The organism is Kluyvera fluvialis (genome assembly GCF_059725275.1).
On the sequence record NZ_AP046142.1, the window covers coordinates 2,923,954 to 2,936,780 of the forward strand.

General features: G+C 45.3%; 15 protein-coding genes and 1 pseudogene. 5 read left to right on the plus strand and 11 right to left on the minus strand.

Annotated features, from left to right (window positions below; translation table 11 throughout):
• Positions 1-428: 428 nt before the first annotated feature.
• Positions 429-1,223 carry a CatB-related O-acetyltransferase gene (locus tag AC6I4B_RS13870; RefSeq protein ID WP_497765891.1) on the minus strand — a complete coding sequence of 265 codons (795 nt, stop codon included), beginning with the start codon at positions 1,221-1,223 and terminating at the stop codon, positions 429-431.
• Positions 1,224-1,441: 218 nt separating this feature from the next.
• On the opposite strand from AC6I4B_RS13870, the gene AC6I4B_RS13875 reads away from it, so the two are divergent.
• Positions 1,442-1,846, plus strand: a complete 405-nt coding sequence (locus AC6I4B_RS13875; protein WP_497765892.1) for a VOC family protein — start codon at positions 1,442-1,444, stop codon at positions 1,844-1,846.
• Positions 1,847-1,931: 85 nt separating this feature from the next.
• A complete protein-coding gene (locus AC6I4B_RS13880) occupies positions 1,932-2,231 on the plus strand; it encodes a transposase (RefSeq protein WP_497772164.1) in 300 nt (99 codons plus the stop codon).
• A 12-nt stretch (positions 2,232-2,243) separates the two neighbouring features.
• Here the strand turns inward: AC6I4B_RS13880 and AC6I4B_RS13885 are convergent, their stop codons facing one another.
• From AC6I4B_RS13885 to AC6I4B_RS13895, 3 genes and pseudogenes are all read right to left on the minus strand, one after another.
• Complete coding sequence (locus tag AC6I4B_RS13885; protein WP_497765894.1) at positions 2,244-2,537, minus strand: YciI family protein; 294 nt, start codon at positions 2,535-2,537, stop codon at positions 2,244-2,246.
• A gap of 207 nt (positions 2,538-2,744) precedes the next feature.
• Positions 2,745-2,861: pseudogene (locus AC6I4B_RS13890) on the minus strand (hypothetical protein); the annotation flags it as partial.
• A gap of 201 nt (positions 2,862-3,062) precedes the next feature.
• Positions 3,063-3,443 carry a winged helix-turn-helix transcriptional regulator gene (locus AC6I4B_RS13895; RefSeq protein ID WP_497765895.1) on the minus strand — a complete coding sequence of 127 codons (381 nt, stop codon included), beginning with the start codon at positions 3,441-3,443 and terminating at the stop codon, positions 3,063-3,065.
• 121 nt (positions 3,444-3,564) lie between these two features.
• Between AC6I4B_RS13895 and AC6I4B_RS13900 the strand changes: the two genes are divergently transcribed.
• Positions 3,565-4,308, plus strand: coding sequence for an SDR family oxidoreductase (locus AC6I4B_RS13900; protein ID WP_497765897.1), 744 nt, complete (start codon positions 3,565-3,567; stop codon positions 4,306-4,308).
• 130 nt (positions 4,309-4,438) lie between these two features.
• On the opposite strand, the gene AC6I4B_RS13905 is transcribed toward AC6I4B_RS13900, so the two are convergent.
• Positions 4,439-5,266, minus strand: coding sequence for an aminoglycoside phosphotransferase family protein (locus AC6I4B_RS13905; protein ID WP_497765898.1), 828 nt, complete (start codon positions 5,264-5,266; stop codon positions 4,439-4,441).
• Between the two features lie 464 nt (positions 5,267-5,730).
• The gene (locus AC6I4B_RS13910) at positions 5,731-6,876 is read right to left on the minus strand and encodes a multidrug effflux MFS transporter (RefSeq protein WP_497765899.1); all 1,146 of its coding nucleotides are present in this window, start codon (positions 6,874-6,876) and stop codon (positions 5,731-5,733) included.
• Between the two features lie 97 nt (positions 6,877-6,973).
• Between AC6I4B_RS13910 and AC6I4B_RS13915 the strand changes: the two genes are divergently transcribed.
• Positions 6,974-7,756, plus strand: coding sequence for an AraC family transcriptional regulator (locus tag AC6I4B_RS13915; RefSeq protein WP_497765901.1), 783 nt, complete (start codon positions 6,974-6,976; stop codon positions 7,754-7,756).
• A 204-nt stretch (positions 7,757-7,960) separates the two neighbouring features.
• On the opposite strand, the gene icd is transcribed toward AC6I4B_RS13915, so the two are convergent.
• Positions 7,961-9,211: an NADP-dependent isocitrate dehydrogenase gene (gene icd, locus AC6I4B_RS13920; RefSeq protein ID WP_497765902.1), complete on the minus strand. Its 1,251-nt coding sequence runs from the start codon at positions 9,209-9,211 to the stop codon at positions 7,961-7,963.
• A gap of 215 nt (positions 9,212-9,426) precedes the next feature.
• Between icd and rluE the strand changes: the two genes are divergently transcribed.
• On the plus strand, positions 9,427-10,092 hold the full coding sequence (gene rluE / locus AC6I4B_RS13925) for a 23S rRNA pseudouridine(2457) synthase RluE (RefSeq protein ID WP_497765904.1): 666 nt from the start codon (positions 9,427-9,429) through the stop codon (positions 10,090-10,092).
• A 27-nt stretch (positions 10,093-10,119) separates the two neighbouring features.
• Here rluE and csgG read toward each other — a convergent pair whose 3' ends face one another.
• Genes csgG through csgD form a run of 4 tightly spaced genes read right to left on the minus strand, consistent with a single transcriptional unit; the run spans position 10,120 to position 12,453 of the window.
• Positions 10,120-10,953, minus strand: coding sequence for a curli production assembly/transport protein CsgG (csgG, locus tag AC6I4B_RS13930; RefSeq protein ID WP_497772165.1), 834 nt, complete (start codon positions 10,951-10,953; stop codon positions 10,120-10,122).
• Positions 10,954-10,984: 31 nt separating this feature from the next.
• Entirely contained in the window at positions 10,985-11,401 is a 417-nt protein-coding gene (gene csgF / locus AC6I4B_RS13935) for a curli production assembly/transport protein CsgF (protein ID WP_497765905.1), read from the minus strand.
• A gap of 9 nt (positions 11,402-11,410) precedes the next feature.
• Positions 11,411-11,800 carry a curli production assembly/transport protein CsgE gene (csgE, locus tag AC6I4B_RS13940; RefSeq protein ID WP_497772167.1) on the minus strand — a complete coding sequence of 130 codons (390 nt, stop codon included), beginning with the start codon at positions 11,798-11,800 and terminating at the stop codon, positions 11,411-11,413.
• 2 nt (positions 11,801-11,802) lie between these two features.
• A complete protein-coding gene (gene csgD / locus AC6I4B_RS13945) occupies positions 11,803-12,453 on the minus strand; it encodes a biofilm master transcriptional regulator CsgD (RefSeq protein ID WP_497765907.1) in 651 nt (216 codons plus the stop codon).
• Positions 12,454-12,827: the final 374 nt, after the last annotated feature.

Consider the following 12,827-nt stretch of genomic DNA (forward strand, 5'->3'; position numbering starts at 1 on the left):
AAAATAAACAAACGAATATAGATAGCTGCTCACCACAGGCAAACAGCACAGGGATAACAAAAAACAAACATCTATTGAACGTGTTTTATTCGATAGCGTGCTTATCCACCTCCGCAAGTGAGAATGCAGCCTGGATACCTGCGGATTATATTCATACAGAAAGCGAAATCAACACCCAAATACAGAACAAAATGCAATCAAAATATCGATGTGAACATATATCAATAGAAGTGATAATGCTTATTAATTTTTTTAATAGCAGAGATTAGAGGACATGAAATAAAACGGTTCTTCGCTGGCCCAGAACCAGGATGGCATATCACGATGTGGCGTCACAAAGAGTGCCCACTTTGGGTAAGAGGAAGAGTTCCGCTGCTACTGAGAAGTAGCAGAGATCGTTGGGCAATGCCCGATTAGCACATCATTTATTATATCTTACTGAGTTCATAACCTATATTAATCCGCTTGTAATCAACTGGATGTATCTCCCTACGCTCAATTTTTGATGATAAATTATCGATAAAGTAGTTTATATCATCACAATGTTTATTGCTCGGCAAATCGATATATTTATAATCCCACCATTTTAACTCCAGCAGTTTTTGAATGACGACATCTGGAAACCTATATTTAATAACTTTTGCGGGAACCCCAGCAACAATCGCATAAGGAGGAACATCTTTTGTGACCACTGAGTTAGCGGCAATAACGGCACCATCGCCAATAGAAATCCCGCCTTTAATGACAGCACCATCGGCAATCCATACGTCATTTCCGATAACAGGATGAGCGGCATTGGTGTTATGTGGTTTAATCTCCCAATCACCACCTAATTTTCTTGCCAGATCCTCAAATTCTTTTTTGTATGTTAACCGACTCGTCGTGAATCGGTCGTACGGATGTTGCCCGCCCATCACCTTTGCGCCGCTTGAAATACTGCAATAGCGGCCAATGACGACGCCATTCTGAAAATAACAACCAGGTTCAGAGAACGCACCAACAGAACAAAATCCACGAAATGGCATCATAGAATACTCTTCTACAAATACATCACCTTGAATTTTTATTTTTTCTCCTCGCTTAAATAGCAGAAGATCGCGCCTTGAGTAAACACCTTTTACTTTTTTATTTTTATCCCCTTGCATTAAGTAAATATTATTTTCAGTTAAATACTCCTCATGGAATTTATTCCATCTGAAAGAGTAAATCGGGGCAGTGCTCATAAAAACCTCAACTTTGCCATGTAAATAATAACAATATCATTGGTTATAATGTTATTCAATTGGATTGTAATTACTCTCTGATTTTTCATCAAGAACCTATTGGCTTAATTGTCCACGCGAGAAAAGTCATTAATGCCCCGCTACAAACCTGCACAACACAGATGTTATAGTAAACTAGCAAGATTGCATGGGTACACCACAATACGGAATGACGAAATATGAACAAACAAAAGCGATGCCTCGGGCATATTGCCATTGTCGTTGATGATTACGATAGAGCTATCGAGTACTACACCCAAAAACTGGGATTCACATTGGTTGAGGACACACCTCAACCGGGTAAACGCTGGGTCGTTGTAAGCCCCAATCCTGACAGTGATTGCACCCTTCTTTTGGCACGCGCCTCAAATGAAAAACAAGCCGCATTTATCGGCAATCAGTGCGGCGGACGGGTATTTCTTTTCCTCCAGACAGACGATTTTTGGCGCGATTACAATACGATGAAAGCTGCGGGTGTCACGTTTTGTGAGGAACCGCGACAGGAAGAGTATGGGACAGTAGTTGTTTTTGAGGATCTTTACGGAAATCGCTGGGACTTATATCAGAAGAAAGACGAGCGCTAAAACGCTCACGTGCCGACATAGATATTATATAAAGGTAAGCGTTAAGTGAGCGCCGTATTGACGGCTATTTATTGGTGAGATCTACATTCCATGGCAGCAGTTTGGCCACTTTGTTGCTGGGCTACTCCGGCAGTATGTAGTGGCACAGTATTACTTGACCACTACAAGTTGCAATGTGCCGGTGATGAGAAGCATGGCAGGAACCATCACTAAAAGGCTATACGGCATACTGAACGCAATGCGGCATAACGTTTCAAATGGTAATGCCGAAGCACTGAACAGCAAAATAAGGTTACTGAGGATTAAAGCCAGAGGATACCGAAATCGGGAGCGCTTTAAGCTGGGAGTGATGTCCCATTATGGTCGGCTCAATATGAGCTATTGAGCCGGAATAAACTCAGAAAATAGTATCCAGCAGTTGAGCTTTCATAGTAGCCTCAAAGGGAATAATTTCGGCTTTAGCGATATTTAGTTTTTGGAATGGATCCTGGCTAAGGCGGGCTTTCAGAGATTCAATATTTTCACATTTTGCAAGAATGACACCACCATTACGGGGAATTCTCCTTCCTGAAGCAAGGAATACACCATCTGAGTAACCTTGTTTCAGCCACTCGACATGTTCAGGGATTTGAGAGTCAACTTCTTCGAGTGGTTTTATATAAGTTAAAACAACTACATAAATGGTACTCATTTTAAATGTCCTTGTAGAAACAGTGTTTTGAAATGCTACCACCAAAAGACGTAAAACTGAAGTAACGCGATGATTCCCTACCATAATGGGGGAAGACCATTATATATAAAGTATAAGTCGTAATTATATTCAGCAAAGAGGCGCTAAAGTAGGTTTGTGAAACTCGTTTATGACAAAACAGATGTTCGCAGGCATAAAAAAACGGGATTACATGTTGTCGATGATTGAGTCATCAAACTCTGACCATTTCAACGGTTTAGCACTTTCCGTACCTTTAACAATCAGGTCGGCGGCTTCGAACCATTCCATATAATCCAGTATTACATTAGTGATGTGTGATTAATATTATGAATTAATAAAATATATTACGGTTTTATACGATTAGGAACGCTTATTTAAAGCACTCATAATCCATTGATTATAAAAATTTAGGGAAAAGGGAATCCTCTACCGACAAGGGATTTTAAAGCGTGCGTATTTTCTCAATTCCCCCAACGGTGAAAAATTTACAGCCACAAAAGTCCGCTATAAGCGAAGAACGGAAGTTCTGTCCATATTTTTATTCATGGAGCTCGCGTTGGCAGTCATCCACTCAGCCAGAGAATCAAGTGTCGGACGCAGTGATTTACCCAGCTCGGTTATTTGATACTCCACCCTCGGTGGAACTTCAGCGAACACTTTTCTGTTCACCAAACCACGGGCCTCAAACTGCCGCAGCTGGCGAGTCAGTTCTTTTTGGGTGATAGGTCTGACTGCCCGTTGTAACTCACTGAAACGAACAGGTTCACCTAATAAAATCAGACGATAGAGGATTGGGATCGCCCACTTACCGGCGATCAGATTCACAAAACTCACCATTGGGCATCCGGTGTTACTCTCTGCTAAAGCCGAAATATTTTGTGTCATTGGATCTCCTGTCTCACTTCATAGCATCCCATAAGGTTCCTTAGTATCCATATGGTGCCTACTTCCCAAAGGATACTGAAGAATAAATAATTACTCCACGAATAAAACATGGGGTGGGAAAATGGGCAGACTTGATGCTAAATACGCGCTGATTACCGGTGGTACCAGCGGCATTGGTTTAGAGACCGCACGTCAGTTTCTGGCAGAAGGAGCAAAAGTTGCCATCACTGGTCGTAGTGAAAAAAAACTGCAGGAGGCAAAAAAAGAGTTAGGTGACGTTATTCTTTTTCAAATTGAGGCTGGTGATATCCCTCAACAAGCTAACCTGGCAACAGCGTTACAGGAGCTATGGCCGAGACTTGATATTTTATATATCAATGCAGGTGATGTTACGCATAAGCCACTGGAATCCTGGGATGAGCAGGCTTACGACGCTCTGATGAATACAAATCTTAAAGGCCCATTTTTCCTGATCAAGGCACTACTTCCAATGCTTTCTGATCCATCCTCCGTTATTGTTTGTGGCTCAGTTAGCGCTCATATTGGTTTTCCACAAAGTAGTGCTTACGCTGCCAGTAAAGCCGCGATTCTCTCACTAGCACGAACACTTTCTGCAGAGCTTCATCCGCGTGGGATCCGTGTAAATGGCTTAAGCCCCGGACCGACTGAAACACCGGCATTGAACAAAGTGGGAGGCGGAGTGGATGAAGATAAACTCAGGGAAGAGATCCGGGCTCTGGTACCCATCGGGCGTTTAGGAACACCCTATGAATTAGCCAAGGCAGCCGTTTTCCTTGCTTCTGATGAATCTTCATACGTAGTTGGCACAGAGCTGCTCGTCGATGGCGGAGTTGGTAATCTTTAGCAGAAAATAATAACAGTGGCCTGGTTGAAAGGTTTCAGGCCACAATGAGCGAGGAGCAGACTTTCAGATTGTGATTGAACAGCAAATGAGATTTTGGATGAATACTCAGATGCCCGGCGTTGCCTTCATCTCATACGCCCAGTTCAGTAATAGCCAACTCAGCAATTTCAACCGGGACAGATATAGGATCATTACATTCAAGCGACCATGTCGCCGAAAGCCCGCACCATGCAATTATCCACTTCAGAAGTCGCTCTCTATTTATTCCCGATATCTCAGTGACTATCTCAAGCCGCTGTTTAAAAATACTCGGCGTTCTTGCAATATGATGCTCAGGATTCCCAAGATCCGGGTTGGTGAAAATATTAGCAAAGTCGAATCCTCTTTCGCCTAGTAGCCCTTTGGGATCAATGGCCAGCCAACCCAATGATTCGAAATCAAGTACGTTATCGTGATGCAAGTCACCATGTAATACGACGACGTCTTGCGGGGAGGAGAGCAGTTCCTGAGCGATCCCTTCGCAATGCGCCAGAATACCTCTATGCTCAAGGGCTGCGGGTTTTAGCGAAGAAAACCAGCGATGTAGAGGTGTAAGGTTTGGCAAAGGTTTATTTGGATTGCCGTGAAGCCTATTCGCAGTTGCACACAAAATTTGGCAGGCTGCATTGTCTTGACCATTTTGGGACATCGTTGACAGTGATGCCATACCTGTAGCGCGAGCGAGTAGAATGGCTTCTTTTTCATAAGCAATAACCGGTGCTGCGCCATTACCTTCCCACCATGCCATCAGCGAGTTCCCAATTTGCTCATCCGCATCATCAGTAACTTTCAGCATAGCCTTAATACCATGAGCCGCTGTTTTTACCGGGAGCAACATTGATGTGTGAGTTATAAATTTATCTCCATCCGCAATGAGCAACCAATGGCTTAACCAATAACTTAACTTGTCTGCATCCATCGCGATTCCTTTAAAATCCTTATTGTCGCCGAGCGTATCGGGACATACATCCGAGCTATCTTAGCCTACGGATCCAGATATTCCCTGAAATTGTTCACTGAACCAATTCGATAATTGCCAGCTCAACAACTTATAATGTAGCGGATGCTTTATCATTGCTGTCGAGTGACACTGTTGTTGAGAGACCGCTCCTCGCAATTATCCATTTAAGAAGATGCTCTCTATCCAGACCAGACATTTCGGTTCGGTAACAAATCTCAGTCGTTGTTTAAATATACTTGGCACAGTGGACTGGTTAGCGTTCTCAACGCTTAAATTTTAGTTCCCTATGTCACGCGGTTTTGCTTGTTGCCGGATTTCAACTCTTGAACAAACATCAGTGCTGTTGCCCGTAAATTCAACACAACGCGGCAAACAAATTTGCGAGTCAAGGCGTCGGCTATTAAGAGTCTGGCTAACTATCATCACATAGTGGCTAATTCTGATACGCGAAGGGGTTTACATAACCAGGCTGTCAGCGCGCAGGCTGTGAGAACAAGCCCCAACTGTTGTACCAGACCAGCGACTCCCAGCATCACACCTAGCAGTAAATAGTAGGTCAATCCGAATAATGCTCCAGCTGTTCCTGCCTGCTCCCGATAGTGACGTAGAGCATTGCTCAGTATATTAGGTATCGCAATCCCATAGGCGACGACAACTCCGGTAACAGGCATTAAAATCCACGGCGAACTCTGTAAGCTCCATGCGGCAAGGCTGGATAACAGGGCCAAACTACAAGCATGACGAACCAATTGCACAGGTTCCAAGCCTGTGACCAGTAACTTCCGGTTCAGAAGACTTCCAGATAGCGAGGCAATAGCCAGTAGTAATCCCGTCCACCCAAATGCTCTGGCTCCCCAACCCAACTGCTCGAAAAGAAAAGGTGCCAGGCTGTAATAACTGAAAATCATTGCATTGAACAGTGAAACCAGCATTGCATTTCGCCAAAGCGAACTGTCACACGCCATGCGGACAGCCAGACAGCCCATACGAGGTGTGATGGTATTTAACGGCCGTGTTTCCGGCAGCATAAAAGCAGTAAGTACCAGCAGCAATATCGCCAGCAACGACAGTGCAATAAATACCCCAATATGACCGTAAATACTCACGATCCAGCCCCCGCTCACCAAACCAAACACCGGACTGACTGCCAGTGCAGCCCCCATGATAGAAAATACGCGAGCCAGGTTCGTGGATTCATAACTGTCCCGTAACATAGTCTGCACCACGACAGATCCTGCAGCAGCACCCAGAGCTGACAACATGCGAGCCAATAACAACATATTAAAATCTGTAGCAACGATTGCCATCACGGCTCCTGACCCATAGCAGGTCAGGCCAAACATCATGGCAAGACGTCTACCAATGCGATCACTCAACCAACCCCATAGTGCTACACCAATAGCAAAGGCGACAAAGTAAACTGAAAGTGTCTGAGCGGTACGTTCACTGCTCACGTTGAATGTAAGAGCAATATTTGGTAACGCTGGGCTGTAGATCGTTTCCACGAGTTGCGGAAACATGATCAGCAGAGTTAGCAACCATAGTGGTGGCCGGTTAATAGTATTCATAGCGATGCTTCAATAATGAGGGAATAGATACCATTATTGCGGAAAGGAAGTGGTCACATTACAATCATAAGGACTAAATATATAAAATATCGGACAAATGGCTAAAATTAATCCGGATCAATTTTTTGACACAGATAGCTTCGATACCCCAGTAATCGGTATTGCAGCCGATCTGGGGCTGCATGATTCTGGTCGACACAGCCACCGTCGCCATCAATTGCTATTTTCTGCTGCGGGTTGTATCACTATTGAGCTGGAAAAAACCTTATGCCTACTTCCACCACGTCGCGCAGCCTGGATCCCCGCAGGCACTGTTCATCGTGCCATGATGCGTGGCGTAATGGCTTACCGCTCGCTGTATTTTTCAACTACGTTGCCATTTCCTGATATGCCATTACAGGTCGTAGCTGTAAATCCTCTCTTTTACGAAGTCATTGAACGGATGGCATTTTGGTCATGGGACATGCCTGCGAGTCAACAGACCAGCCTGATCACCGTATTTAATGAAGAGCTACACACAGCGCGTAGTGAGAACTGGAGTTTACAGTTTCCCTCAGATCCGCGTCTGTGCTCATGGCTGGACAGCGTGCGCAGGGGCGAATTACCTCCACGACTGAGCCAACTGGCGCATCGAGTTGGTGCATGCGAGCGCACGATTAGTCGAATTTTTATCAGAGATACGGGGATGAATTATCAGAGCTGGCGACAACAATGGCGATTGCTGAAGGCAATGGAATTGGTTGCTGATGGAGCTAATATAAATCAAATTGTGCAGCAACTGGAATTTGTCAGCGACAGTGCATTCATCGCATTTTTCCGTCAGCATACAGGTATAACACCAAAACATTATTCAAATAAGGTGCGAACCGGAAGTGAGTAGTGTCCTGGTCAACTAAAACCGGCCACCGCTCAAGAAAATGACTGACAAATATAACTGTGGCAGAGGTAAAGGCTGGGTAGTTGTTGATCTAAAAGCGGGATGAATCCTGTGAGGTTTTGGGGAGGAATTTTGGGGAAGAATTTCGTTAGGTAAAAAAATGGGAGCCCATCGGCCCCCATTTTCATGTCATCCCAAAAAACGGGATTACATGTTGTCGATAATCGCGTCACCAAACTCTGAACATTTCAGCAGCTTAGCGCCTTCCATCAGACGCTCGAAGTCATAGGTCACGGTCTTGTTGTTGATAGCGCCTTCCATACCTTTAACAATCAGGTCGGCCGCTTCGAACCATTCCATATGACGCAGCATCATCTCTGCGGACAGGATGATGGAGCCTGGGTTAACTTTGTCCTGGCCTGCATACTTCGGCGCCGTGCCGTGGGTGGCTTCGAACAGCGCGCATTCGTCACCAATGTTTGCGCCTGGGGCGATACCGATACCACCAACCTGGGCTGCCAGGGCGTCGGAAATATAGTCACCGTTCAGGTTCATACAAGCGATAACGTCGTATTCAGCCGGACGCAGCAGAATCTGTTGCAGGAACGCATCGGCAATCACATCTTTAACGATGATCTCTTTGCCCGTGTTCGGGTTCTTAATTTTCTGCCATGGGCCGCCGTCGATCAGTTCACCACCGAATTCTTCGCGAACCAACTGGTAACCCCAGTCTTTGAACGCGCCTTCGGTGAACTTCATGATATTACCTTTGTGAACCAGCGTCAGAGAGTCACGGTCATTGGTGATAGCGTACTCAATCGCTGCACGAACCAGACGCTTAGTGCCTTCTTCTGAACATGGCTTGATACCGATACCGCAATGTTCAGGGAAGCGAATTTTCTTCACGCCCATCTCTTCGCGCAGGAACTTGATAACTTTCTCAGCGTCAGCAGAGTCAGCTTTCCATTCGATACCCGCGTAGATGTCTTCAGAGTTTTCACGGAAGATGACCATATCGGTCAGTTCTGGGTGTTTCACCGGGCTTGGAGTGCCCTGATAATAACGCACCGGGCGCAGACAAACGTACAGGTCAAGCTCCTGACGCAGCGCAACGTTCAGAGAACGAATGCCGCCGCCAACTGGCGTGGTCAGAGGGCCTTTAATCGCAACACGGTAGTCACGGATGAGATCCAACGTCTCGGTTGGCAGCCAAACGTCCTGGCCGTAGATCTGAGTGGATTTTTCCCCGGTGTAAATTTCCATCCAGGAGATTTTACGCTCGCCTTTGTAGGCTTTCTCAACAGCGGCATTCACAACTTTGATCATCGGTGGGGTGACATCAACACCGATGCCGTCGCCTTCAATGAATGGGATAATCGGATTGTGCGGCACATTCAGCTTGCCGTCTTTCAGGGTGATTTTTTGACCTTCCGCCGGAACAACTACTTTGCTTTCCATTCACCTCTCCTTCGAGCGCTACTGGTGTGCTCGTCATCCTTTACGCCACAGGTTGTTGCCGCTACTACACCCACTCCACTTAGCCTGGAGATGCACTGTCTTACCGTCTTCCTGCAACACAAAGAGTTAGAGCATTTTTGTTAATGTTTTGTAATAAGCCTGTCAATACTACCTGATTGTTTGACGCCATGAAAGACTCTCGTTATTAGGCTATAATGCGCGAATCTATAAAGCCTGAAAATACTATGAGCAAGACTTCATTTAGAAAAAACCAGCTTGAGCGATTCAGCTCCCGACAAGCAACCAAACAGCGTAAAGATAACCAACCAAAACGCGTTATTTTGTTCAATAAACCCTACGATGTATTGCCGCAATTTACCGACGAAGCCGGTCGCAGCACGCTAAAAGATTATATTCCCGTGCAAAATGTGTACGCCGCAGGGCGGCTCGACCGCGACAGCGAAGGTCTGCTGGTGTTAACCAATGACGGTGCATTGCAAGCCAGGCTGACGCAGCCAGGTAAACGCACGGGGAAAATTTATTATGTTCAGGTTGAAGGCGAACCGACAGCAGAAGCCATTGATATGCTGCGCAATGGTGTGACGTTAAACGATGGCCCCACGCTGCCCGCTGGCATTGAACGTGTTGACGAGCCGGAATGGCTGTGGCCGCGTAACCCACCGATTCGTGAGCGTAAATCGATTCCCACCGCGTGGTTAAAAGTGACGTTATATGAAGGACGTAACCGCCAGGTGCGGCGAATGACCGCCCATGTGGGCTATCCTACGCTGCGTTTAATTCGTTACGCGATGGGCAGCTATACGCTGGATAATCTGTCTAACGGCGAGTGGCGAGATGCCGACAGCCATGAGCGTGGGTAAACTTGCCACACTCATGGGCGGCGCAGGTTAAGAGAGATCAGGGACGATAATGCTCTTATACTTTTCTAACACCGGGGAGTTGACGTCCGATGGGTTTTGCAACTGCCATAGGTTGCGCGAGATGCCGTCGTTCACCAAATAAATTATCCCGGTTTCAATCGCTGACATCAGGCATAGCATTACAGGCTCGTTTACCGTAAAACCAACCTCACCTTCCAGTAAGCGCTGATAATCGATATAGCGGAACACCCCAGCCTGGAACTCATAAGAGAGGATTGTTTTACTGGTATTCACCGATGAAAGCACTTCGCCGGTGCTGACGTTAACCACCCGCAGGTTGACCGCAATTTGATCAAGCTGATACTCGGTGCTAGCGCCGATACCGAAGAAGCGCGCCCCTGCTCCGCCGGATTTCACATTGCTTTCATAGCCGATAATCGACCCTTCAATCAGGATATTGGCCGCCACCAGCGAAGGTAATTGGGTGCGGTTATTTATCGCGACAGTGCCATTTTCCTGCGCTGCGCGGATAATCTTGCGCTCGTTAAGCAGGTTTTGCAGGCCTTGCCGCTCCAACGGAATAAACCAGTTAGAGTCTTTTAATGCTGACACCAGCATGGCGGTGGCGCTTTGTGGAACCGAAGTCGAAAAGTTGCTCGCCGGATAAGGTTTAAACTGCCCAGTTTCATCCTGAATATTGTACACCGAGACAAAAAGCTTCCCTTTTGGCGAGGGCAGATGCGTTAAATCTTGATAACTCTGCGAGCGTGGCAATAATGTCGGTTTTGCTGCCTGTTTCGGGGAAGAGGTAATGCAGCCTGTCAGCGTCAACAGGCTAATAAAGAAAGCCACTACGCCAATGATATTTTTCATGTCAGCATCTCGTCACAGATTAATTTGTTGAAATACTGCTCAGACCGCTAACCTGAATGGTTGACGATTTCCCGGTGGCGCGGTCAAGAATATTCATCGCCAATTGACCATCGGTATTGGTAATATCGACAATAAAATCTTTGGTCACCAAACGTCCTGGTTTACCACTCGAAATATTGCCCATTAAACTGCCCAACAACTGCGACTGAATAGCCGAGGTAAAATTATCCAACGGTGAGGACGCCGATGACGCACTGCCCCAATCATACGCATTGGGATCTTTATAGGAGTTTTGCGCATTAGCCTCAGAAAGCAAAAAAGCGCCGTTATTAGGATTACCGCCAAAATTAGGGTTAACAAACTGGAAAGTTAAATTCCCAGCATAGGCAGTCGTTGAAAGTAAACGCATGACAAGAATCAAAGAAAGCATTTTCATTGTACACTCCTAAAACTCATCGCTGGTTAAGTCACCGGTGTTTAATAATGCTTTATTGATTGCGCGTTTTGATAAGGCCTCGTAAACGGCGGCCAACGCGATATCAACCTGTTTGTTAAAGTCATTTTTACTGGGAAATAAAAATGTTTGATATAATAAATCCTGGTCAACTTTGATGGTTATCCAACTGCCCCAGCGAGCGCTAGGGCGTTCATTAATCGTAATTGCGCCAGGATATTCCTCCTGCCAGTGATCAGTAAACTCTCGATAAAAGTCATGCCCTACACGCGTAATGGTATTATCCGTTACCAGACCCGGAACCTCTATTTCTGAGGCATTACTGGCGTACGCGGCTATCAGCATCACAATGGATACTGTTATTCGCAATAAATATTTCATCATTATCGTCTGAGATTATCGTTAGCCCAGGAAACCGCCTGCGTTCGATTTTTTACCGCAATTTTACGGAATAGATTATAGAGATGGGTTTTTACCGTGTTTTCACTGATAAACAACAGCCGGGCAATTTCAACGTTTGATGCCCCCATCCTGAGTTTGTTGAGGATATCCTTTTCGCGCTGCGTTAACCCGCTGGTATCATCGTGGTAACGGTAGCTACCAGATTGATTAATAAGATAACTTGTTAAGTCATGAGGGAAATGGCAGCCGCCTTTCAGTACGTTGCGAATACCTTCAACTAAGGTGTATTCATCAACGGATGAGCAGAATACGGCACTGATCCCAGGCCAGCTTTCAATATCGTTAAATGGATAATCATCTGGCATGTTGATCAACAACACTTTGACTTTATCACGCAATCGTCGCAACTCTGTTTGCCACAATAGCGTTCTCTTTTTATCCGACTCGCTTAAATCAAAAAGAGCCAAAATTCTCTCTGCATTCAATTGCTCAGGAGATTTTTGAATATTCTGTATCTTGACATTAATGGTTAATGAAGTTTTGAGTTGATGTACCAGGGCGGAGCCCTGTAATGATGGTCTGGATATTAATAACAAAATATCGCTGTTCACCGGTTCTGTTTCTTTCGGCATTATGAAACCCCATCCCGCTTGCTGCTCGGAACGCGGCCTCTTTCTGATATGCATAAGAATATGCATATACAGAAAGAGTCGCGGTTCTGTGTAGTTGCTGATTTATAAGTATGACAATTAATAAGTATGACAATAAAGGTATTAAGTACACGTAGTGCGCTTGTTTCCTGAGTACTGCAATACTGTTCAATCTAGACATTGCCATTTTTATATCAAGGATTATTTGTGTTTCAAAATGTAACATCAACATGTCAGTTTATTACAAAGAATATTCACCTTATCTTTGATTTATATATAAAAAATAGCCAACCGCGTTTGAACAACAATCCGTATTATCCGCGTATTTACACTTTGCATTATTCAAGGTATGTCAA